Source organism: Mesorhizobium sp. WSM3873 (assembly GCF_001672445.1).
Taxonomy (GTDB): domain Bacteria; phylum Pseudomonadota; class Alphaproteobacteria; order Rhizobiales; family Rhizobiaceae; genus Mesorhizobium.
In genome coordinates, this window is the sequence record NZ_LYTM01000022.1 from 31,023 (window position 1) to 52,662 (window position 21,640).

22 protein-coding genes and 2 pseudogenes are annotated in these 21,640 nt (G+C 60.2%); 11 read left to right on the forward strand and 13 right to left on the reverse strand.

Going from position 1 to position 21,640, the window contains the following annotated elements:
- Positions 1 to 675 precede the first annotated feature (675 nt).
- The 4 genes from A9K71_RS15665 (at position 676) to A9K71_RS15680 (ending at position 6,577) form a co-directional block, all read left to right on the forward strand.
- A complete protein-coding gene (locus tag A9K71_RS15665) occupies positions 676 to 1,704 on the forward strand; it encodes a trypsin-like peptidase domain-containing protein (RefSeq protein ID WP_156319997.1) in 1,029 nt (342 codons plus the stop codon).
- A complete protein-coding gene (locus A9K71_RS15670) occupies positions 1,701 to 2,747 on the forward strand; it encodes a hypothetical protein (protein WP_066997247.1) in 1,047 nt (348 codons plus the stop codon). The genes A9K71_RS15665 and A9K71_RS15670 overlap by 4 nt, the downstream gene beginning before the upstream one ends.
- Positions 2,744 to 5,554 carry a hypothetical protein gene (locus tag A9K71_RS15675; RefSeq protein WP_066997250.1) on the forward strand — a complete coding sequence of 937 codons (2,811 nt, stop codon included), beginning with the start codon at positions 2,744 to 2,746 and terminating at the stop codon, positions 5,552 to 5,554. Before A9K71_RS15670 ends, A9K71_RS15675 begins: the two co-directional genes overlap by 4 nt.
- A 498-nt stretch (positions 5,555 to 6,052) precedes the next feature.
- The gene (locus A9K71_RS15680) at positions 6,053 to 6,577 is read left to right on the forward strand and encodes a MucR family transcriptional regulator (protein ID WP_066997253.1); all 525 of its coding nucleotides are present in this window, start codon (positions 6,053 to 6,055) and stop codon (positions 6,575 to 6,577) included.
- A gap of 159 nt (positions 6,578 to 6,736) precedes the next feature.
- Here A9K71_RS15680 and A9K71_RS32610 read toward each other — a convergent pair.
- Positions 6,737 to 6,883: pseudogene (locus tag A9K71_RS32610) on the reverse strand (DUF736 domain-containing protein); the annotation flags it as partial.
- A gap of 210 nt (positions 6,884 to 7,093) precedes the next feature.
- Between A9K71_RS32610 and A9K71_RS15685 the strand changes: the two are divergent.
- Positions 7,094 to 7,402, forward strand: a complete 309-nt coding sequence (locus A9K71_RS15685; RefSeq protein WP_280940556.1) for an HU family DNA-binding protein — start codon at positions 7,094 to 7,096, stop codon at positions 7,400 to 7,402.
- Between the two features lie 371 nt (positions 7,403 to 7,773).
- On the opposite strand, the pseudogene A9K71_RS30460 reads toward A9K71_RS15685, so the two are convergent.
- Positions 7,774 to 7,909, reverse strand: a pseudogene (locus A9K71_RS30460) (co-chaperone GroES); the annotation flags it as partial.
- Positions 7,910 to 8,370: 461 nt separating this feature from the next.
- Between A9K71_RS30460 and A9K71_RS15690 the strand changes: the two are divergent.
- The 5 genes from A9K71_RS15690 to A9K71_RS15705 all read left to right on the forward strand — a co-directional run bounded on the left by A9K71_RS15690 (position 8,371) and on the right by A9K71_RS15705 (position 11,530).
- Positions 8,371 to 8,619 (forward strand): hypothetical protein, encoded by a 249-nt coding sequence (locus A9K71_RS15690; protein ID WP_066997307.1) that lies wholly within the window; start codon positions 8,371 to 8,373, stop codon positions 8,617 to 8,619.
- Positions 8,616 to 8,978 carry a hypothetical protein gene (locus A9K71_RS15695; RefSeq protein WP_066997258.1) on the forward strand — a complete coding sequence of 121 codons (363 nt, stop codon included), beginning with the start codon at positions 8,616 to 8,618 and terminating at the stop codon, positions 8,976 to 8,978. The genes A9K71_RS15690 and A9K71_RS15695 overlap by 4 nt, the downstream gene beginning before the upstream one ends.
- 158 nt (positions 8,979 to 9,136) lie before the next feature.
- Positions 9,137 to 9,280: a hypothetical protein gene (locus tag A9K71_RS30465; RefSeq protein WP_197092122.1), complete on the forward strand. Its 144-nt coding sequence runs from the start codon at positions 9,137 to 9,139 to the stop codon at positions 9,278 to 9,280.
- A gap of 10 nt (positions 9,281 to 9,290) precedes the next feature.
- Positions 9,291 to 10,106 carry a transglutaminase family protein gene (locus A9K71_RS15700; RefSeq protein WP_066997261.1) on the forward strand — a complete coding sequence of 272 codons (816 nt, stop codon included), beginning with the start codon at positions 9,291 to 9,293 and terminating at the stop codon, positions 10,104 to 10,106.
- Positions 10,107 to 10,363: 257 nt separating this feature from the next.
- The gene (locus A9K71_RS15705) at positions 10,364 to 11,530 is read left to right on the forward strand and encodes a PHB depolymerase family esterase (protein WP_082980547.1); all 1,167 of its coding nucleotides are present in this window, start codon (positions 10,364 to 10,366) and stop codon (positions 11,528 to 11,530) included.
- A 515-nt stretch (positions 11,531 to 12,045) separates the two neighbouring features.
- On the opposite strand, the gene A9K71_RS32615 is transcribed toward A9K71_RS15705, so the two are convergent.
- The 8 genes from A9K71_RS32615 to A9K71_RS32620 all read right to left on the reverse strand — a co-directional run bounded on the left by A9K71_RS32615 (position 12,046) and on the right by A9K71_RS32620 (position 19,574).
- Positions 12,046 to 12,402, reverse strand: coding sequence for a hypothetical protein (locus A9K71_RS32615; protein ID WP_245299640.1), 357 nt, complete (start codon positions 12,400 to 12,402; stop codon positions 12,046 to 12,048).
- Entirely contained in the window at positions 12,392 to 12,592 is a 201-nt protein-coding gene (locus A9K71_RS15715) for a hypothetical protein (protein WP_066997267.1), read from the reverse strand. The genes A9K71_RS32615 and A9K71_RS15715 overlap by 11 nt, the downstream gene beginning before the upstream one ends.
- Positions 12,593 to 12,714: 122 nt before the next feature.
- Positions 12,715 to 13,782, reverse strand: coding sequence for an AI-2E family transporter (locus A9K71_RS15720; RefSeq protein WP_066997312.1), 1,068 nt, complete (start codon positions 13,780 to 13,782; stop codon positions 12,715 to 12,717).
- A gap of 773 nt (positions 13,783 to 14,555) precedes the next feature.
- Positions 14,556 to 15,686 (reverse strand): histidine kinase dimerization/phosphoacceptor domain -containing protein, encoded by a 1,131-nt coding sequence (locus A9K71_RS15730; RefSeq protein ID WP_245299641.1) that lies wholly within the window; start codon positions 15,684 to 15,686, stop codon positions 14,556 to 14,558.
- 794 nt (positions 15,687 to 16,480) lie between these two features.
- A complete protein-coding gene (locus A9K71_RS15735; protein WP_066997276.1) occupies positions 16,481 to 16,783 on the reverse strand; it encodes a hypothetical protein in 303 nt (100 codons plus the stop codon).
- A gap of 107 nt (positions 16,784 to 16,890) precedes the next feature.
- The gene (locus A9K71_RS15740; RefSeq protein ID WP_066997316.1) at positions 16,891 to 17,118 is read right to left on the reverse strand and encodes a hypothetical protein; all 228 of its coding nucleotides are present in this window, start codon (positions 17,116 to 17,118) and stop codon (positions 16,891 to 16,893) included.
- Positions 17,119 to 17,223: 105 nt separating this feature from the next.
- The gene (locus tag A9K71_RS15745) at positions 17,224 to 17,433 is read right to left on the reverse strand and encodes a cold-shock protein (protein WP_066997278.1); all 210 of its coding nucleotides are present in this window, start codon (positions 17,431 to 17,433) and stop codon (positions 17,224 to 17,226) included.
- A 1,625-nt stretch (positions 17,434 to 19,058) separates the two neighbouring features.
- A complete protein-coding gene (locus A9K71_RS32620) occupies positions 19,059 to 19,574 on the reverse strand; it encodes a hypothetical protein (RefSeq protein WP_245299642.1) in 516 nt (171 codons plus the stop codon).
- A gap of 173 nt (positions 19,575 to 19,747) precedes the next feature.
- Between A9K71_RS32620 and A9K71_RS15755 the strand changes: the two genes are divergently transcribed.
- A complete protein-coding gene (locus tag A9K71_RS15755; protein WP_066997281.1) occupies positions 19,748 to 20,041 on the forward strand; it encodes a hypothetical protein in 294 nt (97 codons plus the stop codon).
- Positions 20,042 to 20,068: 27 nt separating this feature from the next.
- Here the strand turns inward: A9K71_RS15755 and A9K71_RS15760 are convergent, their stop codons facing one another.
- From A9K71_RS15760 to A9K71_RS15765, 3 genes are all read right to left on the reverse strand, one after another.
- On the reverse strand, positions 20,069 to 20,260 hold the full coding sequence (locus A9K71_RS15760) for a hypothetical protein (RefSeq protein WP_066997284.1): 192 nt from the start codon (positions 20,258 to 20,260) through the stop codon (positions 20,069 to 20,071).
- 126 nt (positions 20,261 to 20,386) lie between these two features.
- Positions 20,387 to 20,557 (reverse strand): hypothetical protein, encoded by a 171-nt coding sequence (locus A9K71_RS32075; RefSeq protein WP_197504238.1) that lies wholly within the window; start codon positions 20,555 to 20,557, stop codon positions 20,387 to 20,389.
- Between the two features lie 354 nt (positions 20,558 to 20,911).
- The gene (locus tag A9K71_RS15765; RefSeq protein ID WP_066997287.1) at positions 20,912 to 21,337 is read right to left on the reverse strand and encodes a hypothetical protein; all 426 of its coding nucleotides are present in this window, start codon (positions 21,335 to 21,337) and stop codon (positions 20,912 to 20,914) included.
- Positions 21,338 to 21,640: the final 303 nt, after the last annotated feature.

Below are 21,640 nucleotides of genomic sequence, written 5' to 3' on the forward strand. Positions count from 1 at the left end.
ACAAGGTCAAGGGTGGGAAGGATGGCCGCGGTCATTCTCGGACGTCCTGCCCAAGTGCGACGAGCCGCGACACGCAGGCCATGCACGGAGCCGTGCCATGCGGCGATCGACGCAAAAACATCGCGTGATTTGAACGGGGCCGAGTAGAACGCGCTGCACTTCCTCTCGGCCTTCTCTCCCGGTCTCCGCGCTTGTCGTCGAGCCAGGTGGGAACCAGAGCCAGTCCGACCACGACCCTTGAGGCGATGCTTGCCACACCGACGACGACGCGCCGGGCGCTCTCCGGCGCGGGCCTCCTGACAAGGACGCGGTACTAGACGGTCCGAGACATGCGATCCGTTCTGGGCGGCACTAGCTTCGTCCGCCGCACCGAGATCCACACAGCGATGCACGCCATCGCCTCAGCCGTTGCTGGCCACGCTGCTGGCCGGGTTCCCGACGTAGCTGCTGTGGTTCGACGGACCCGTAACCTGATCCGCCGTTGCAACATCAGTCCTCCGACAGGCGCTCGAAATGTACAGTCGCAGGCTCGTGAGAAATCGGCTATATTGTGTGCACGGACTCATCCGTTGGTGGAACCTGAGCGCGCGGCCAATATTACAGTGCAGCATTTCGTGGTGACGATGATCGTGTCGTTTGGTTCCTATCATAACCGGGGACTACGAGGAGGGACCCTTGAGACTACAGGGGGGCGATATAGCGCTTCTGCTTAAGGCGATGGAGGATAGTTTCCATCCGCTGGACGTCGACCGACTGCTGTTGGAAAGGTTTGGACTTCAGCTGCATAGAATCTCAGGCCCGAAAGCATGGCAGTATCAAGTAGTGGACGTTCACGCCCACTTTGATATGCGAAACCAGACACAGTGCCTCATCGCTGCGTTGCGCGATGCGCGCCCTGACGTGCCAGAGATTGTCGCGCTGGCGGACCGCGCCGGCTTCACGCAGGGGCCTTCACAAGGCAGCCTGGAGGTACTGGTCCGCAAGGACGGCCAGCCGTACCAAGATGTGACTGTCTTTCGGGCCGAGTTGGCTAAGCGGGAAGCGGCGGTGTGCCGGGTCGAGACCCCGACTACCTATGGAACGGGGTCGCTGATCGGGCCTGATCTCGTCTTGACGAACCATCATGTTATCGCGGGTGCGCTTGACGGAGCCGGGAAGCTCGCCGGGACGATATACTGCCTCTTCGATCACAAGCAAGGTGCGGAGGGCTACACGACGCCGGGAAAACTGGTCAAGGTCACTGACCTTGCAGCCTCAAGCGTACATGCAGAGGAGGATCTAAGACCAGACAGCGATATCACCCCGTCGGACAGGCTGGACTACGCCCTGCTTCGGCTGGAGAGTAAGATTGGCGAAGCAGCCATCGTTGCCGGGGGGGTGGAGCGTGGCTTCATCCAGACTTTGCCAGAGCCTCACACAGCCGGCAAGAACGAGGGCTTATTGATCCTACAGCATCCCAAGGCACAGCCGATGAAGATCGACATCGGGGCCGTGACCTGGATCAGCGCCACGCGCCTGCGCCACAGCGTCAACACCGAGGAAGGCTCGTCAGGCTCGCCTGTGTTCGACGCCAGCCTAAACCTCGTCGCGATCCACCATGCTGGCTATGATTGGCCGAGCCCCCGTGTCCCCTACAACCAAGCCATCCCATTCGCTCTTATTGCCGCCCATGCGAAAGCGCTCGGCGGGGGTCTACTTCCATGATCCTCCTGACGGATGAACGCTTCGCCCTGTCGGAATGGGTCGCGTCTGTCAATCATGACACCTTAGCCATGGTCCTCGGGCGGGCTGGCGTTCGGATTGAGGAATTTTCCGCTGCCGCCAAATCGATGCCGAGCATAGCTGTGGAGCTCAACGGTTGGCTCGAAACGAACTCGGCCCGAATAAGACCCATTCTAGAGCAGATAACAGCGGACTTTTCAGACCACGAGTCCGCCTCACTCCTCAAACAGGCAGCTGACCGGATCGCCCGCGCCGAACAGGCGCTCGGAAACGAGCTGCCTTGGAAAGCAGTGTTGTCGAGAGGTGTCCCGGTCGTCAATAGATCGCCGCTTCGTGCCGCGTTGGAGAATCTCATTACCTACGATAGGCCGGACGTGCTAATGATCGACGGGCCGGAAGGTGGCGGCAGAACCCACTCCTGGTACCTGATTAGCCATGTTGGAAACTCAGCGGGCGCAGTTGAGCCCTTCAAGATCGATCTGGTCGCGAGGTCCGACCAGCGCTCGATCGGGGGCCTCTTTGACTTGCTGGTGGGGAAGTTCAACCTTGCGAGGGCGGTCAAGCCAACGACCGTCGGAGCCACCGCCGAGACCGTGGCCGACCGGTACGCGCAAGAGATTGCAGAGAAGTGGTTTTCCCAGCCAAGAGTCCCGTGGATTGTGTTCGACAGTGTCGACCGAAAGATCCCGACTGAGGTCAAGCTTTTCATCTGCGCACTTGCACAGCGGCGCCTCCAAGGCGAACTTCAGGGTTGCAAGCTGTTCCTGCTCGGTGCGGGCGACGGCTACGGAGTGGAAGACCCGTTTCGGTTGGTCGAAATAGAGCGGCTTACCGCGTTCCAGACGAGGGAGGTCGAAGAGGCCGCGACGATCATCAATGCTCGGGGCGCACGGCCGATGGACGATGCGGCTCTGCGGCAATGGCTGACACCTGTTGTCTGCGAGCTTGCGCTCCTCGGTGGCAGGGTAGCCGGCGAGCACGTCAGCAAAAAGCTCGTCGAGCTTAGGCAGGAAGTCCGAGCATGACCGCCGCCATCCTTCCCACCCTTGAACTTGCCGGGGACCCTGGGCCCGCACGCGATCTCTGGGCGGCTGCAGCAGTCCGCGAAAGCTTCCAACCCGAGGTGCTGCTCGACAGCTGGCTCGCCGCTCATGGGGACGCACAACGCGACGAACAGCGCCAAGCAATGCGCGCCGCGCTTGATCTGCAGGCCGCTTGCCTGCCCTCCGCGGACGAGGACATCGCCGCGGTCCAGCTTCCGAATCCGCAGCGCTTGCAGGTACTCGAGCTTGTCGGCGCTGAGACGGCGCAACGCACTCTATCTGCGTTAGAGCCTACGGACCGAACGCTCACGGAACAGCTATTACAAGCTATCCTAGCTGGAGAGACAGTCCCGGTGAACCGTGACGATCAAGCCCAGCTCTTGGCGCTGAGCCGGGTTGCTCCATGGGCCGCCGCCGCCGGGGCAAAACTCTCGTTCGAGCCGGATGAGATCGACCAGCACATTGCGCGCATTGATTTCTTGCGAACTGCGGGCGGAGCCGACCTGCACCGCTTTGTAGGGCGTAACTCCCTCCAGCTCTACCTGCGGAGGCGCTGGGCTAGTGACGAGCCGAGCCAGCCGGTCTTAATCGACGGACCGGGTGGGATCGGCAAATCTCTTGCTATTACCCGGTTCATCGCGGATGTCTTGGAAAGCTCGGAACCGTCCTTGCGACCCGACGCTGTGTTTCACATCGACTTTGACCGCTTGTCGCTTCAGCAGGCCCGGCCGGTGACAATCCTGCAGGAATTCGTTCGGCAGGCTGCACGTTGGTGGGCTAGAAAGGACTCAGAGTTGCTTCTTGCCCTCACACGCGATGTGTCAGCTGGTGACGCCGGGTTGGAGATTACCGGCTCGACGATCCGCAGCATCGAGGCTAATCGAAGCGATTATTATCTGGCTCATCGACTGGTGTCCACGCTGGCTGGGCGGAAGGAGGGACCACCGCGGGTGATTCTGTTCATCGACACGTTCGAACAGGTGGAGACGTTCAACGATAGCGCCGCATATAGCACTCGTGCCGTGGCCAAACTCCTCGTTTTGGCCGGAGCTCGCCTGCTTCAGATCTACGCGTCGCGCGCCTTCGCGCGGCCTCGGGATCTCTCCGGAAAGCGCTCGATTCGGCTCAGACAGTTCTCGGTTGCCGAGGCCGAGACGTACTTGCGGAACGAAGCGGCGCGAGCCGGATTCGAGATCGGCGCGAATGTGGCCAGGCGAGTCCGAGAGGCGGTGGGCCGCTCACCGCTCGCCTTGCGTTTGGCCGTTGGAATCCTGGAAAAAGAACAGACCGAGTTCAACCCAGAGGATTGGAGCGAGCTGGCGCGTGACGATCCTGAATCGATTCAGGCCACCCTTTACGATCGTTTTCTCCGTCGCATCCGCAACCAGGAGCTGCGCAAGATCGCCAGGCCTGGCCTGCTCGTCCGCCGCCTTACCGAGGACGTTATCACCAAAGTCCTGGCGGAGCCCTGCGGGTTGGATCTGGGCAAGACATCGCCCCAGCAATTGATGGAGGATGCGCGGCTCGAAGGCCAGCTTTTCTCCGCCGACGTATCCGACCCTGACGCTTTGAGACACCGTCAGGACGTGCGCGGCATCATGCTGGCCAACCTCGACGCATCGTTGGAGGAGCGGCTTGCGCGGGAGATCAACGAGCGCGCCATTGCCTACTACTTCACACAGGGAGAGAGTCTCATTTACCGCACCGAGGAGCTCTACCATCGGCTCCGCCTCGATCAGAGCAGCCAGGAGATCGATGGCCGCTGGACAGACGAAGCCGGGAGGGGGCTGCGGCCGGCACTGAAGGAGTTTCCACCGAAAGCCCAAAGCTTCCTTCGCAGAAAGCTTGGCGCCGCTTCGCTCGAACGGGAAGGTTCTGAGCGCCTCGCTGGAATGTCGAGAACTGCGCAGCACGAGGACAGCGATCGATTGCACGAGCTCCGCCAAATCACGCGCCAGCAGATACAGTCCGGCTTTGTCAGCCAAGCGCTACTTGCTCGATTGGAGGAGGAAGGTGTGGAACGGCTGGACGGGCCGCTGGTGGACATCTTCTTTGAACTTCTTGCTTGGCAGGGGCGGCATGACGAGTTGCTCGACCGCGCTCGCAGCTTGTTGATCGAGGCTCATCATCGGATCGCGCCAGATACTCTCGCTCGCATCCATTCGACCGCCGCCGCCCTGCTCGAAGGACGCGAGAGCTTGAGCGAGGCCGAAACATTCTGGCTCGCTGCACTGCGCGCCGCACAGGCGTTCGGTGCGGACCCACTACTTGAGCTCTCTTGCCGGACTGGAGCGCTACGCATCCGCCGGAAGCTCGGAACCGTACCAGCGCTTCGGAAGACCGAACTCGACAGAGCCGCATCGCTTTGTGCGGCTCATCGGGCTGACGTCTTCGAACGGCGGGTTTTGGCGCGCGAAACCGCCGCAGAACTTTCAGAAATCCTGCTTGAGAAACGAACTTACAATGACTTCGGGAAACCGGCTTACCAGCACTACGCCATCCAGCGCTTGGTCGACTTCGTTCTTCGGACTAATGAAGCTTTCCCAAGCGCCGTTGACAATCCGGCAAGGCTGGCTGAGTTGGCCAAGAAGTTTAACGGTCAGGAATTTCTATCGCTGCACCAACTTAACGATTTCGTTGCCCAGTTGATCCTTGGGAATGCACAAGACGTTGCGCAGGTCGTGTATGCTCTGAGGGAAGAGGTCGACTGGACTTTGCGGGAAGCTGCGGGTCGCTCCGTTAGCGGTGCGCCGGCGTCACCTCCGGCGCGAAGGGGTGCGGCTCCATGAGGGTTGGACGTGACCTTCGACGAGTTCCAGCAGGTCAACTCCCACCCGTCATGCCATCCGCGCAGGCCTGCGCGCATAGTGGAGATGGAGGCCCGAGTCGCGCTTGCGAGGTGCTGGTCCACATGCTCAAGGTTGCCAATTCTCGGTTGAAGAAGCAACGATTCTGGGCGGAGAAGATTGAACGCGAAATCGAGCGGCTCGGGCTTGCTGTGAACCGGCGTGTAAGTCCGTCGGGACTTCGCGGAATGACGGCTTCCAGGCAGCGATCACTGCAGGCTGAACGGCGAGTCTGAGGCGCAAAGCTGCCGTTCGCGTCCTGAGGAGCTTTGTCGCATTCGGCTCAAAAAGGAGAATGGCAATTAGAGTCGGAGAAGGAAGCTAATCGCTCAAATATTCGTGCGGGAAAGCAAACAATCCATTATTCGCTTGATCTATCGGTCAATCTGCACAAATAGCAGGTCCATCCACCAATCAATCAAGAGGGAAAACACCAACACCATGTCCGATGAGCCTCACGATAATGCCGATCTTGTGTCACTCGCAGCTGATATCGTTTCCGCCTATGTGTCGAACAATTCGGTGCCGGTGGCAGAACTGCCAAAGCTGATCGGCGACACCCATGCGGCCCTTCGTGGGCTTGGCATGGCTGCAGCAGAACCTTTGGCCAAACAGGAGCCGGCTGTCTCGATCAGGAGATCTGTGACGCCCGACTTCATCATCTGCCTGGAAGACGGCAAGAAGTTCAAATCGTTGAAGCGGCATCTCAGAACACATTATAATCTGAGCCCAGAAGAATATCGGCAGAAGTGGAACCTGCCAGCCGATTATCCGATGGTCGCGCCGAACTATGCCGCCACCCGCTCTGCCTTGGCGAAGGCGTCTGGACTTGGGCGTCCGCGCGCAAAGCAGCCGGCTCTGGCGGCGAAACCAACGCGGGCGCCCCGCGCCGCCGCGGCTGCAACGGCTGCAGCGACGGCAACATCTCCGGTTAAGAAAACGCGCAAAGTTGCCGCCAACGCCTAGACGGGTCCCGCAGTTTACTGTTCAGCGCTGGGGCGGACGTGAGCAGAGAGAGGCCCCTTCCGGCGGACGGGGCTTCTCTGTATTGGGCCGACCTCACTCGGCTGCGCGGGCGAGACCGGATGAGCGAAAACTCGCCCTCAGCTTCGGTCTACCAGGCCTCGCGTAGATCGGAGCGGGGAGGCTTGGATCATCGAGCTTGACGGAGTGGTAGTCGCGGCCTTCGCGCGACGTCTTCTTGCATGCCGCACCGAAGTCGGTGGCGCCGGCGAGGATGCGGTAGTCCGGACCCTTGTCATTGTCGCCCTCGGCAGCCCCCTCGGCGACAGTGCTTCAGGGGCTTGGCGGAAGGTAGGGCGCCGCAGTCGCGGGAACCATGGGCTCAAGCGACGTGGGTGAGAACCACGGTTTGCGCCGTCTCTGGATTCAAAGCACGGTCTCCGAGCGCCGAAGTCAAAAATACCCGGGAGAGCGGTATTCCTGATTCCCCTAAAGCTGTGCAATAAGGCGAGCGTTCCAATCAACGCAAGAGGGGATGGCAACATGGCAGTAAACACCAATGACCTGGCGGAGCGTCTTGCTACGGGGCACGGCCTGTCGAAGGCGCAGGCTAAGACTGTAGTTGAGGATGTGCTGAAAGGAATTACCGAAGCTGCCGCCAAAGGCGAGGAAGTGTCTCTGAACGGCTTCGGCAAATTCAAGGTGCAGAACAAGCCGGCGCGCGAGGGACGCAACCCGTCGACCGGGGCCACAATCAAGATCGCCGCATCGAAAAAGCTGGTGTTTCAGCCCGCCAAGGCCCTCAAGGATACTGTGAACAACGGCTGACGTTCCTGCAAGACAAAGGGCTGCCGGCGATAGCCTCACCTATTCAGTCCAGGCTTTCGTCAACGGCGACAAGTCAAAGTGGGCGTGCCTCGATATTGCAGGTATCGTGCTCTCGAGGTCTCGGCCGCGGTCATCAGCGCGGCCGAAAAATTTGGTCGATCGGATCGAGGAGGTGCCGGGGCCGTCAAACCGGCTCCGGCGGCCTCATTCGGCAGCGATGTGGAGTGATCCTGCTTTCGTCAGCCATACCACCGCCATCAGACGGGTCGAAGTCCGCTTCTCCCGAAGGCGCAACCAGTTCCCTCTCTTCCGCTACCGGCTCGACGGCTCCGTCAATCGTAGGCGCAGTGGGGGAGGCCGTCGGCGCCTTCGCCTGGGCCGACGGCGATCACCTCGCCTTCCTGCGGCTTTTCCTTCGCGTTGTCGGGGACGATGATCCACCTTTGGATTCAAGTCGCCTTCAGCGCCTCGGATGAGGACGCGGTCGTGGAGCGGCCGGAATTTAATTGCGATCTCTCTGCGGCCCGCACAGGGCAGACCACGTCCCTTTTACACAGAAATTAATCGCTCGCGTAACTCAAAAAATATCTATTTATCGGAACCAGGAAACACGCGATTTTTGTTCATTAGATCGTTCGCTCTAGCCGTTGCTTATTTTGGACGGTTCTAACTTTTTAATTGGACAGCGAAAATAGTTCACTTTGCGCCTTGTTCGCAACTTAATTGAAGCGCATACAAGGAGCTCGTTGATTTGGCCGATTTGGCTTTTGCGGTGTCAGAGATCCGCCATTCATCACCGAATTCTCGATAGCGGTCCATGCGCCGATCCGGCACGTGTGCCGCTCCGCTCGAACCCTGGAATGAACGTCGGCACTGACCACGGATTTACTGGCAGCATCGGGATCGTTCCGGTTCGGACGGGAATGATGCGGGAGGCGCCTCCGCGTGCTTCCGCGGAAATCGCGACCATGACCAGCCGTACCACACAGACCGTCGTTCACTTCTCCGCGCCGTTCCGGCTGCCAGACTTTGATACGGTGCAGCCGGCCGGCGATTATCGCGTCGACCATGACGAGGAAGCGATCGAGGGTGCCTGGCGACGTGTCGGCGCTTTCATCCACTTGCCGGCCATCGGGATGCGTGGACCTACGCAGCAGATGGTGCCGATCAATCCGGCGAACCTCGACGCCGCCCTCGAAAAGGATAACCAACCATGACCACCATGAGCATTCAGCGGCGCACCGCGCATGCCAATCGCCGCCCGACACCGATGCATCTCTTCACCATTGGACAAGCAGTCCGCCTGGGCGGCAACTTCGGCACATTCCCGAAGACCTTGGAAGTCTACCGCATCACCGGCACACTCCCGCCGAGGGGAGATTCGCCGCAATACCGCATCCGCAACGACGAGGAGCGGCATGAGCGGGTGGCCACACAGGACAGCCTCGAACCAATCCTTCCTTCGCAATCCAGCGAAGGCGCAACCCTCATCGAAAGGACGTTCGGCCATGCCAAAGGGACAGAAACGCAGCAGTTGCGAGATCAGGAAGCCGAAGCAGGCGCCGCCCAAGTCTGAAAGCAGATCCGGCGGCCCGATCAAGGTCACCGCGAACAGCAACGCTTCGCGCGGCAACGGCAAGGGCTGATGACCGCGATGGGAGAGATTGATTGGGCGGGCAAGGACGATGAAGATCGTGATCGAATTCTACCGGACCCGCGACGCTGACGATGCCCATGCCGTCGTCGGTCGTGAAGCCGTTGAGGTCGACGATCTCAACGGCGCCATCGTTGCGCGCGGCCATCTACGAAGTCGCGCGCGAGGCCTGTTCCCACGACCGCCGCGATTCCTACACGCTGACGGTCGTGGATTTCCGCTAGGCGGATCTCTATGCTGATCCGCTATGGTTACGAGATCACGCTAACCTGCCAGCAGCCTACGGCGCTAGTCTGCCTGCTATCGGTCCATGAGGATCGCGCGCCCGACATCAGGGTGCCGGAAACGACGTTCATCAATCCCGACGTACCGGTCTCTAGCTACCGCGATCTCTTCGGGAACCGTTGCCGGCGTCTTGTCGCGCCGGCGGGCGACCTGACGATGTGCGGCGATGCAACGATCGAGGACGACGGCAGGCCGGACCGGCTGGCGCTTGACGCCCGAGAACTGCCGGTGCCGGACCTTCCGGACGACAGCCTCGTTTACCTCCTGGGAAGCCGCAATTGCGAGACCGACCGCCTCAGCCAAATCGCTTGGGATATTTTCGGCGCCGTTGCTCCGGGATGGGGCCGCGTGCAGGCGATCTGCGACTTCGTCCACAATCACATCCGATTCGACTATATGCAGGCCCGCTCGACGCGAACGGCCTCCGAGGCCTATCACGAGCGCGTCGGCGTCTGTCGCGATTTCGCGCACCTTGCCGTCGCGTTCTGCCGCTGTCTCAATATCCCCGCCCGCTACGTCAACGGCCATCTAGGCGACATCGGCGTGCCGGTCGTCGATCCGATGGATTTCAGTGCCTGGATCGAGGTCTTCCTCGATGGCCAGTGGCATACCTTCGATCGGCGCAACAACACGCGGCGTATCGGCAGGATCGTTGTCGCGCGTGGCCGCGACGCGGCAGACATCCCGTTGATCAATTCGTTCGGTCCGCATGTCCTGAAGGGGTTTCGGGTCTGGACTTATGAAGTGCCGGGACCGACCGGGTGACAGGTATTCTCGGACGATGGGTTATGTACCATGAAAGAGCGGGACCTTCCTGCCCAGCGCTCCGGCCGCCTTGGACGGCAGGCAGCGTTCTACCTTACCGAGCGCCGGTTAACGCACGGAGCGACCGGGCCACGTGACGATCTTTCATCTCGTCAGTCCAAGCTGTCCATATTATTGTGCAGTGCAGCAACCATATTGCTGCAAGTGCGTTGCCCACGATGCCTTCCAATTCCGGCGTCAAACAGGGGACGGCCATATTGCGAAAAATCTCCGATACGATCGCGCGCCTGAGCGCGTTGCGCGCGCAACGCCCCACACATGTCCCGGGCCCCAGAGGACGTGCACGTCTCCAGGCTTTGACCGACTTCGGTTCCAATCCGGGAGCGTTGAAAGGCAGGTTCCACCTTCCGCTCGACTTGCCGACGAATGCGCCACTCGTCGTCGTCCTCCACGGCTGCACTCAGGATCCCGCCGCATACGACCATCATTCCGGATGGTCACAGCTCGCCGACGAGGCCGGCTTTGCCCTGCTTTTTCCCGAGCAGCAACGTGCCAACAATCGGAACCTTTGCTTCAACTGGTTCGAACCTGCCGACACCCGGCGCGGTACGGGCGAGGCGCTTTCGATACGCCAGATGATCGAGGCGATGGTCCTCGCGAAGGGGATCGATCGAAAGCGCATCTTCATCACCGGCCTCTCGGCCGGCGGCGCGATGGCGGCGGCCATGCTGGCGACCTACCCGGAAGTGTTTGCAGGTGGCGCCATCATTGCGGGCATACCCTACGGCAGCGCGACGACGATTCCGCAGGCGTTCGACCGCATGCGCGGGCATGGCGGTCCGTCGGGAAAGGAACTGCAACGGATCCTTCGTCATGCTTCCGACCATAGGGTATTATGGCCGAGGATTTCGATCTGGCAGGGCACGGCAGACCAAACAGTCGCGCCGTCCAACGCGGATGCCCTCGCGGCACAATGGCTGGGCGTTCATGGATTCGACAAGAAGACGCCGACGCATTCGGAAAGGGCCGGCAGGCTTGCGAAGCGAGTCTGGCGGAATGTCGGGGGTGAGGCAATGATTGAGATCAACATGATTGCCGGAATGGGACACGGTACGCCGATCCGCGATGGCCTGGGCAGTCCAGGCCCTTTCATGCTCGATGTCGGCATCTCGTCCACGCGCGAGATCGCGCGTTTCTGGGGTATCGATGCGACGCAGACGAATGGTTCGATCCGATCGAATCTTGATATGGAGGCCGAAAGGCCGTCCTCCCGCTCGTCGTCGCCGGCCGCGGAAGAAGAGGCGCTGGCAAAATTTCCCACTCCGTCAGCCCGCAACATATCCGCGCCTCGACCCGAGTCGGGCCCGCATGGCATACAGGCCGTCATCGAAGATGCGCTACGAGCGGCGGGTTTGATGCGCTAGCATGTTAGCGCGATCCTAGACGGCCGTCCTTTCTTGAAGCCACTGCACCATCACTGGTTCTTATGCCGGGTAGTGTCTCAGTTTGAAGTTTCTGGATTGAGAGAGGTGTGGGCAGGCTGGTGGACTCGACCCCTGCCGACCACCAGCCCCCGTCGCCAGTTCTCCAGTGGGTGGAGATCAGCGCCAGAGACACGCTAGCACTTAACGGCATGCCGAGTCAGATTTAGTTTTCAGTACGGCGACCCGGCCAGTAATGTTAGAGCGCGCTTTTTTTAGGGACCGCGCTTGCCGGGTTAAGGCGCAACGGCGTCGATCTTCTCGCAAAGGTCTTCCATCGACCAGAGCGTCTTGGAAACACCAGCCGCCAGATTCTCGGAGGCGGACGAGCCAGCTGCTTCGCCCACCGCTTCGCACCAGCCTTCTTAGCAATCTCTGCGCGCCGTTCCGGTGACATATTGGCGGCGCGTTTCTTTCCGCCGTTCGAGCCAGGCTCTTTTGCGGCGGCGCCGTTGCCGTCATCCGGTGTGTCGTCGGCTTCCTCGCCAGGTGGCGATGCGCATGACGCGGACGGCGTTGCCGATCACGTCGGCCGGTCGCTTCTGGCCTTTAGGTCCGATGGGCATTCGCTCTCGCACTCTGAATGGGTTGATTGATCTGCTTGCGAAGGGCCAAGCCTTCATCTGACGACTGTCGTAGCCTTCGTTTTTGATCTTTGTACGCACCTCTCCGAAATTGACGCATACGCCAGACTGGGCGAGGTCGAAGGCGCGCTCAAGGGCTCGTTTGTTTTGATCCATAGCGCTAAGCATATTGGGAATTCGACGCGTCAGGCGACAGGCCGGCGGCACTGAATCATCCATCTCAAATTTCATCACTACCTATGCCGGCCTCCTTGGCCTCACTGACCTCGACGGTGTAGAGTAGTTCGCCATTCCGCCGCGCACGCGCACCAGCCAGCCAGAGAGATACTCGGTCCGCACCCGGTTCCAGGTCGGCCAAGAGATCGGTCGCGCTCCGGACCGCCTCCTCGCCCCAGAGTTCGAGATGCGCGGGCTCGCTCATCCTTCGGCGGGAGCCTTGCGCCACATCACCCAGGGAAAGCCGTTCGTCACCGCGAACGCCGCCGTTAGTCCAACATCAACCCCGCGTTCCTGGCGCCGGGCGCGCCACCGCCGCCCGAAGGACTACTCACCAGGAGGGCTATGCTTCGGGACGTCGGCAGCCTGCCATTCAAGAAAAAGGCTGTATCCCACTGCTAGGAGGACAGGGCCGAGGAACACACCGATGAAGCCGAAGGCCAAAATGCCACCGAGAAAACCGAAGAAACTGAGCAGCACTGGCAAGCTGTTCGCTTGCGTGAGAAGATAGGGCCTCAACAGGTTGTCGATGCTGCTCACCAGCAGCAAACCCCAAGCAGCAACGAAGATGCCCCAGCCGAGCTCGCCTCCAAAGAACAACCAGAGGGCGGCGGACCCCCAAACCAGCGGAGGGGCGGCGGGCACGAAGGACAGAAGGAATGTGAGGAAGCCGAGCAGTAGCGCCTGAGGCACACCTGCGATCCAGAACCCAAGCCCGGCGAGCGCTCCTTGCGCAATAGCCGTCCCGATCACACCGTAAACCACCCCGGTAACTGTTGAGCCCGCAACTGCGAGCAGATGTCGGGCGCGAGTGCCACCGATCCGCTCAGAACTGCCACGCACGGAAGCTGCCATCTGGCGGCCGTACCGATAAAAGAAGAACGCGATGAACACGCTCAGTGCCAGTTCGAGGAGCCCGACGCCCAGAACCGCACCGCTGGCCACTGCGATGTCGGTCGCAGGCCGGATCAGCTTCGTCAGCTCGACGAGGAAGGCTGGTGCATTATAGGCCAGGCCCTGCCAGTAAAGCGCAAGACGCTCACCTATGAAGGGGATTTCGGCTACCCACCCAGGCGGCGCAGGTGGGCCTTGCTCAAGAAGGCTGTTCACGGCCTGGGCCACGGTCGCCACACTATCGGCCAGTGTTGCCACCAAGATGGCAAACGGCGCCACAATAACAGCTGCCACAAGCAGTGTCATGAGAAGCGCGGCGGGCGTCCTCCTTCCTCCTAGCAGTCGCTCCAACCAAGTGTAGATTGGCCAGGTGGAGAAGCAGAGCACCGCCGCCCAGATCAAGGCGGAGAGGAATGGCCAGAGCACGACAATGCAGCCGATGCCCAGAAGCACAAGTGCGCCGATTCCCAAGATCCGCTCGACCGATAGATCAAATACCATGATATTCACTTTGGTCTTACTGGGCCATCGAACGGTCCATGCAAAATCTGCTGGAGGGCTAACAGAAACACTGCGTGCTTAACGTACCAATCTACACGGATTTCCTATTTCACACGACTGCCGTCCGTCTTCGGCTACTCTTGAACGCCAACCTGTTATTGGATGATTGCCGACATGCGCTGCGACGTCCCTGACGTTAGGGGCAGGATGAGGCATTTGACCGGGCAATCCCCCAGTATCATGCAAGTGAGACACTAATTGGACTGACCGCGGCGTCAGTCGGCCGCTTCGGGGAGTCATAATAGGTCGAACGCGCAATGCCCATCAACCGGCATCCCTCCGCGACGGAGACGCCACGGGGCCGGTGATAAGGGACGTAGCCCCGATTCTCGGCAGCGGTGCGCTTTTCAGGCCCCCTTTAGGAACTAGGTTCCAGAGCCTATTTGCCGACGAGCCGTTCAAGCGCAGCAATGCGACCCTCATATTCCTGGATGAGATCGGCCGCCTGCGCATCCTCATCAAGAGCGCCTTCCTCATACTTGCGGACCAGACGCTCCTGAGGACTTGGCTGCCTTGCAGCAGGTGAAGCTCATGCCCGGCATGCCCGCCGAGATATTGCTCACGGACGGCGAACAGAGCGTATTCGCCTATCTGCTTAGCCCTATCCTTGACAGCGCGCGGCGGAGCCTTCGCGACAATTGAGCTGCATTGGCTGCTGCCTAGTTCGGTCTGTTCGCCTGCGAAGCCAATGCAAACCGCGACAGGAGCGAGCGTTATGCAATGACAGGGAAGATCACGGTTATTGTGGTGCCCGCGGCGGAGCTCTCTTGCTGGAGGTTACCGCCCATCTGCCGGGCGAGCGCCTGGATCAATTTCTGTCCCGACCCGCCAGGCCGGGGATTCTGAATGCCACGACCGTTGTCGGCAACGGTCAGGCGTGCCTCGCCGTAGCCTATCCCGGACTCAAGCTTGACAACGATACGCCCGCCCTCCGCTCCGAACGCATGCTTGACTGAGTTCATCGCGGCTTCATTCAAGATAAGACCGAGCGGCACCGCGCGTTCAATCGAGAGCTCGACTTCGTCGGCCGCGATCTCGATCGTTGCAATTTCCACCTGCGTCTGCAGCGAAGCGCAGAGCGCCCGCAGGTAACCGGCGACGTCCACCGTTCGGAGGTCCTGCCCCGGTGCCAATTGGTCATGAGCAAGCGAAATGGCATTAACGCGGTTAGCCACGTGTTCCAGTGCCCGGTGCACTTCCGGCCTTTCAAGGCGGCGCTTCTGAATGGCTATCGAGGCCAGGATCAGCTGAAAGTTGTTCTTTACGCGGTGCTGCATCTCCCGCAGCAGCACCTCGCGGGATTCCAGGTTGCTTCGGTCCACCTCTGGTCGCCGCATTGCTGAAGCAATGAGGGCAGCAGCAGCCGTCATGAAGTCGACGGTATCTTCGCTGAAGTCGCGCGTGACCGAGGAATCCACCTCCAGCACGCCCCAGGCTGCACCCTTGATGAGGATCGGCACGTTCGCCAGCGATTTGATGTGGTGCTCTCTCAGCACATCTGAAAAGACGTATTCGCCATCCTGCTCGGCGGCCGTGCCATCGACAATCACCAAAGGCTCGGCTGTCTGATAAGTCCGGCCGGGCGGCGATCGCAGATCCGCCGGAAAAACAGCGTTCCGCACAGTCCCTTCCTTCCACCCGAAGCCGGCCTCCATGAACAGGTCCGCGGTGCGCGGGCGGTAGCGAAGGATCTTTGCGTGGTCAATCTCAACAGCCCGGGCTACCTGCACACAGGCCTGATCGAGGAAGCGGCCGAGCGGAGTTTGCTCGCCCGCTACGCGGCCAAGGTCCACGAGAATGCGGACATGTCGGCGCAACTTGGCTAGCTCGGTGGTGGGGTCCAATGATGAGATCCTCTCGAGCAGGGTTGAAAAACCAACGCATGAGCCTGCGAATTGCTCCGATCTCGCACCTTGGCAAGCAAAGTGACGCGGATGAGTAGGAGCGCTCTGCGCATGCGATCAGAACAACGAGTTGCTGCCTAGCCGAGTTTGCGACGTTCCTCGTGAAGTCAGCCTTCGCCTGCTTTTAGGCGAGATCAGAGCCTTGTATGACCGACATGCTTAAGGGTTTGGCTGCCGTCAGGCCCACGAAAGCCTCTCATGCAAGAACCCGAGCTATGAGGCTTTGTGTCTCGGGTGTGCCAGCGTCTGTCGCGACGTCCGCATGAGGCGCTCGTGGCTGGTCAAGCGTGGGGCCTATGGGCCAGGTCGGAGAGCTTCTTGCGGTGATGCCCGACAGGCTTCACGTGCCTGACGACCGGCGCCAAAGCGATGCGCATAGCGCGCTGATCGCAACGGTCGCGACTGGCAGGGTGATTGGGCTCTGCCCGACCGTTAGGGAACGCTTGTGCTGCTTGAGCCCGAAACGCCTCAGGTTCGATCCTCGATGTGGACCTCCGGGGTGAACTGGTGAGGGGGGTCGGGCGGTGGCTAGCGCCTATGACAAGCCGGAGCGGGTCGGCGGCAACGTGCTGGCGGGCGCACCCGACCCCGGCAAACCGGCGCGAGCGGGCCACCTGCTGGAGAGCTGATGGGAGCCTGATGCGCTGCAGTGGCAATGAGCGCAGGCGCCATTCGGAAAGTGGGCTGATTTCCACCGCGCGGTCGTCATCCATGAAGAATTGGTCGCAGTTGGCCTAAGTGAGCTCAAAACAGAAATCGCAGATCAGGTCCGCAACTTTTACCGCTTCAAAATCGGTCATGTGTGCCGCTGTCTCAACCGCGGTCGTGACCAAGTCGTCCTGATCAACGGCCAGGAGGTCCAAAATTCTTGCAAACTTGAGCTTCAGCTCAAGGTCGCCCGCGAACTCGTCGAGGGTCACGTTGAGGATGCTCTCGTTCGCTTCGATCAGCCGCGTTTGAATGCCATCCGACGACGCGGCCAGTGCCCTTACGGCTGCGAAGAAATGCCCTCGCGCGTGTGAATATTTTTCCACCATCGGTCACCGCCGGTCGTGATTGAGGATTGGGTTCGTCGCCGTCCCCGTCGGATGTTCCACTATGCTCGGCCTGAGGCCTTCTGGCCGGCCGCGTGCCTTCCCTGCGGTCAGGCGGCAACGCGCCGCTTTGCCGATGCACGTTTAGCTTTTGGAAAAGCGGCGGGGGCAGCAGCTTCTTTGGCCAGCCGAGCCAGTCTGAGCCGCTGTGTCTTTGACTCGCGCTCTGCGGCCTCTTTGTCCATGATCTCTCGTGCGGCTTGTGTGGTCGCGTCGCCCTTGCTCTCCCTAGCTGTCGGCTTCGGCTTGAAAACGGCTTCCGCAATTGCATTGCGCATCATAAGTTCCTTAAACGAAAAAAGGCCGGGCGGGCCCGACCTTTCCAAAACGCCTCGACGGCCAGTGCCAGTACATCCGTGGTCAAGGGCCAGAAGCGGTATCCTTTAGGCGGCCCGAAGATTCTCGGCCGCGCTCTTGCCATTGCGGCGGTCCTGCACCACATCGAAGCTCAGCTTCTGACCTTCTACGATTGTGCGCATACCGGCACGCTCAACAGCGGTGATATGGACAAACACGTCCGCGCCGCCCGTTTCAGGAGCAATAAAGCCGAAGCCCTTGGTCGAATTGAAGAACTTTACGGTTCCAGTGTTCATAGCGATTTCCTTTCAAATCGGCATAGAAATTCGCGTCTGGCGATACGCCAAACGTCATATTAGTCGAGATTTGAGAGGAAGATCGTCGGGCGCCGGAGCGCAAAAACAAGTTCAACAGCAAACATCGATTGCAGATATATAGGCTTGAATTACCGCCAACGCAAGCCTCCCATCTCATTCTGGACATTCCCGACTTTTGGTTTTCTGCCGCCAAACCCGGGGCTGACCTAATCTGCTATGCGCTCCTGTGAACGATCGCATCCAGCATGTCGCCTGATAGAGGCGCTCTTCGTCGATCTGGATGCTGCTGATGCCGAGGGCCTTGGCGCCGGAATAGCTCCTGGATTGCTTCGCGAATGGCATACATCGCTGCTGATCAGATCCGACTGAGGTTGGCCGGCCCCCGGGTGAGGAGCTTGGGACGATGTGTGCTCACGACCCCCAATAACATCCGAGAAGCCTTCCGGCGTTCCGTACTAGACGATTGTCTTCCGCGACAAGAGTGGGAAAGGCATGCCCCGGACCTGTCGGCCTCGAAGCTCGGCCCGAGCTCCTCGCCGCATTGCTTGATGACACAAAAAAACCGCCGACCGAAGCCGACCAGCTCTGATGCTGCGAATCAGGCGTCGATCCGTTCCGGGCATTTAGTGCGGATTGTATGTGGGACCGGGTGTGCGGAACGATTTGGGAGGGAACAGCCTCTTCCGGCTCGTCCGATAAAGCCCGCACGTCCGGGGGGACACGCGGGCTAACGGGTCGACTCAGCGGCTCTTGCGGAGCTGCTCAGCCGCTTTTGGAAACAAATTCGGACTGTTGTCGTTAAGAAGTAGGTTGCTGGGAGACTACCGCATGCCGCGTTACTTTTTCCATGTCGATAACTGTGAGTTCATTCCAGACCAGGCAGGAATCGATTTGCCCGACTTAAACGCCGCGCGGCGAGAGGCCGTTCGAGCGGCCGGCCAAATGATAGACGATTCGCAGCAATCGTTCTGGGAACACATGACCCCCTTGGAACATGCATGTGACGGATGACGATAGTCGACTGCTGTTCACGCTTCAGTTTGGTGCTAAGGTTCCATCCGGCGAAGCGCGATACATCCCTCGGCCCTCAGAATTGACCCACTACCGCTTCAGCTCCAGTTCCCGGTTCATGTTCCTCTACCAGCCCCCCTCCTAGACGAAGAAAAAAGTCAACAGATCAATGGGGCGCTATCGCGCAATGTCCCGATACGTCCCAATGAGACCGCCCGAAGCCCGGTTCGGCTCATGCCTCACGAAAATCTCGTCCCGCTCGCCGACCTTGACGACCAGCCAGCGGTCGCCGTTCGAACTTGTGTAGAATGCCCGTGAGGGGTTTGACATGGCGACATCCTTTGCCCTGTCTGCAGCGACATCGCGCCCTTAACTTCGTCTCTGTGCATCGTTCTCGCCTTTTGAGCAGCGAAGTCTGCTTACGGACGGCGGGCAAGCTTGCTCCAATGGCCGGATGGAGGCGCATTCCAGTCCATCTCGAGCGGCTCGTGTCCAAGGCGTACCTGTGAACAACCTGGTCGGCTTGTTGATTTCCGGCTCAGATGAAAACAACAAATGTTAATGTGGATCAGGGCGGCCGACGCCACAATGAGTTAGGGCCTATCGCAACGCAGTTTGCTGACCATATGGCCCCTTGTCCTCCGACGACCGTCGACACACCCCGGTCCCCCGCCCCGCTCGGCGGTCGTCTCCTTGTTCGAGAGCAATGCAACAAATGTGGGCGACGACGCACCAGCGCTGCTCATGGCCGGAACCTTTCCGTGTGCCAGACGATCTTGCCGTCGACCTTCATGGGCATGGATCACAAGCTTCCTCGGCAGATGCTCGGGGTGAACCTCGACAAGCGTCACCTTGATCTCCGGCTTGCACCGGCTGCAGTCGAACCTCAGGCGGAAGGGATTGGCGCCCCCGCCGTAAACCATCATGAGGTCAGCTGACCGGCAGTAGCGCACGTTCCCGCAGGCGCACTCCACCTTCAAAAACATGTTGTGCATGGTCGCTTTGCCCAGCGTGTCGATCATCATGCGCCATGAGAACAGAAAAAGAACAAAACGCTTGAACGTCAAGCCAGCGTATGGAATCTTTTTGGCATGAGCGACGAACGACACGCCCCGGCGAGCCTTTGCAAACGCGCGAGCGCGGGCCTCTCGGCCACGCCTGCGAGCACGAGGGTTGTGGGAAAGATGCGGGCTGGGGCTTTGCTCGCCTGAGGAAGCCATCCCACTGGTTTTGCTTTGAACACCGTGGGGAGGGGAACGCTACCTGTAGCAGAGGCACATCCATGATACGTGAGACGATAGCAACCGACCTGGAAGTGCCAGTCGATCAGATTGCAGAGATCTCGAGAGCCGACCTTCAGGTGATGCTCCGCAGGGCCGCCCTAATGCTGAGGAATGTGACGGGGCTCGTCCTGGATCCGAAGGTCGAGGAAGCATTGGCAGGCCTGGCTGCGGAAATGGGGCTATCCAAGTCGGAGCTGGTCAGAACGATCGTCGGTGAATGGCTGATGGCCAACGCCTACCTGCCGGTGCCCTATGCGCTGGACGAAGAGAGCTCGGTCGAAGGCAACGCGTGACCGCGCCTCTCGTACGTGGTGGCCAACCTATTTGTAGGCAAATTTGTAGACCGCTCGATTGGTTTCGTCCGTGACGCGAACCCATTGGGTTTCGTCTCGCCGGTCCTGTACGTGGCGGCCGGTCACCCATTCAGCGGCTTCTTTCGGTGAGGTGGTCCTCGCGTAGGCAATAGCGACTACATCCGTTCCCGACATCGTTTCAACGGTGTAGCTGTTCATCGGAAAGCTCTTCAATAAACCGCCGCCAATGCACTGAAAGAGCCCGCCGGTGTGAGGGACGGGCTCTTTTGTCGGGTCTCCTCTGAGGAGTCAGCCCGTTCCAAATGAGGCCATCCCGAGGCGTCGCTATAGCAGCGCCGCCCAGCTACCGAACTTCGACAAGGGCAAAGGTTCCAGGAGTTGCTCACCGGCGGCTTTGTTGAGGTCCTTTGGGCTGGTGTCTGGCGAATAGGTCAGCGTGATGCGCTTGCCGCCGCAAACGGCGCATTTCATCTTCGGCCGCAAGTCCCATTCCATGGCTGGCGCATCAGCGCCGAAGCGATCGCGTAGCGCAGGCAGATCGAGCTTCTAATGACGATGGCAATCGAGGCATCCGCCCGTGACAGACATGCCGGCGTCGATCAGTTGTTGCAGGGTCCAGCCGTCAGGTTGGTGGTTAAAGGCGGGTTCGCCCTTTTGGCTGAATTCCATTCATTAGTAGATGCGAATATTTTCGGCTGCGGGTCATCTAGCTCTCCTGCCGGCCAAGGCCCGGTGGCCGCGCCCAAACGCCACACCCAAGGGCTACCGGGCCGCTCCCCTCCCGTGTCATGGACATGTTCAACGCCGTTTGTGGCCTGGAAGGCGCCAGTTCCCGCGCGGGGTGTGGACTTATGCGACCTTCAGGTTAATGACACGCATCACTGCGACCACTGTTCCATTGTTCGTAGCAGCCTCTTTCGTACTGCCCTTGCCGCAGCTCCAAACGTCGCCTTCCTTGGCCGTGAACTTCATATCGCCGGCCGTAACTTCCAGTTCGCCTTCAGTGACCGTGCAGACCATGTCGTCGGTCATCACGTCCCCCAGCGGGCTAGTTCCTTTCGGCTGATAAATCACGTCTTCCATGACGATTTTCTTATACCCCTTGATATGGGAGTCTCGTGTCCCCCGCTCGACTAGCCGAACGCCAGGAAAAATCTCCTTGCCCTCAGTCGGGCCATAGGTCTTGGCCGATACCGGCGTGAACTTTGCGGCCAAAAGCGGGGCGGCCAACGATGTGGCAGCAAGGGCGAGAGCATTACGTCGACTCATCTTCATAACATCCTCCCTGAGTTAGTCCGCCCGGTTGGGCGAACCTGATATTTTACGCGCCCGACAAAGCAAATAGTCAAACACAATTGGGGGTTCGCCCGGTGATTTGCCCGGCGAGGCATAGCCAACGAAACGGGGGCACTAGAACGGCAAGAGCCCGCCGCCTTGAGGGATGGCGAACGGGCTCCCGGGGGGAGCGCCCCAGCGCGGCGGTGAGCCTCGTGCCGGAGACACACGCCGCGAGACTCAACCGGGACACTGGTAGGAATGTTCCTTCCGGAAGTCGGATAGGCTGATGCTTTGGTCCCT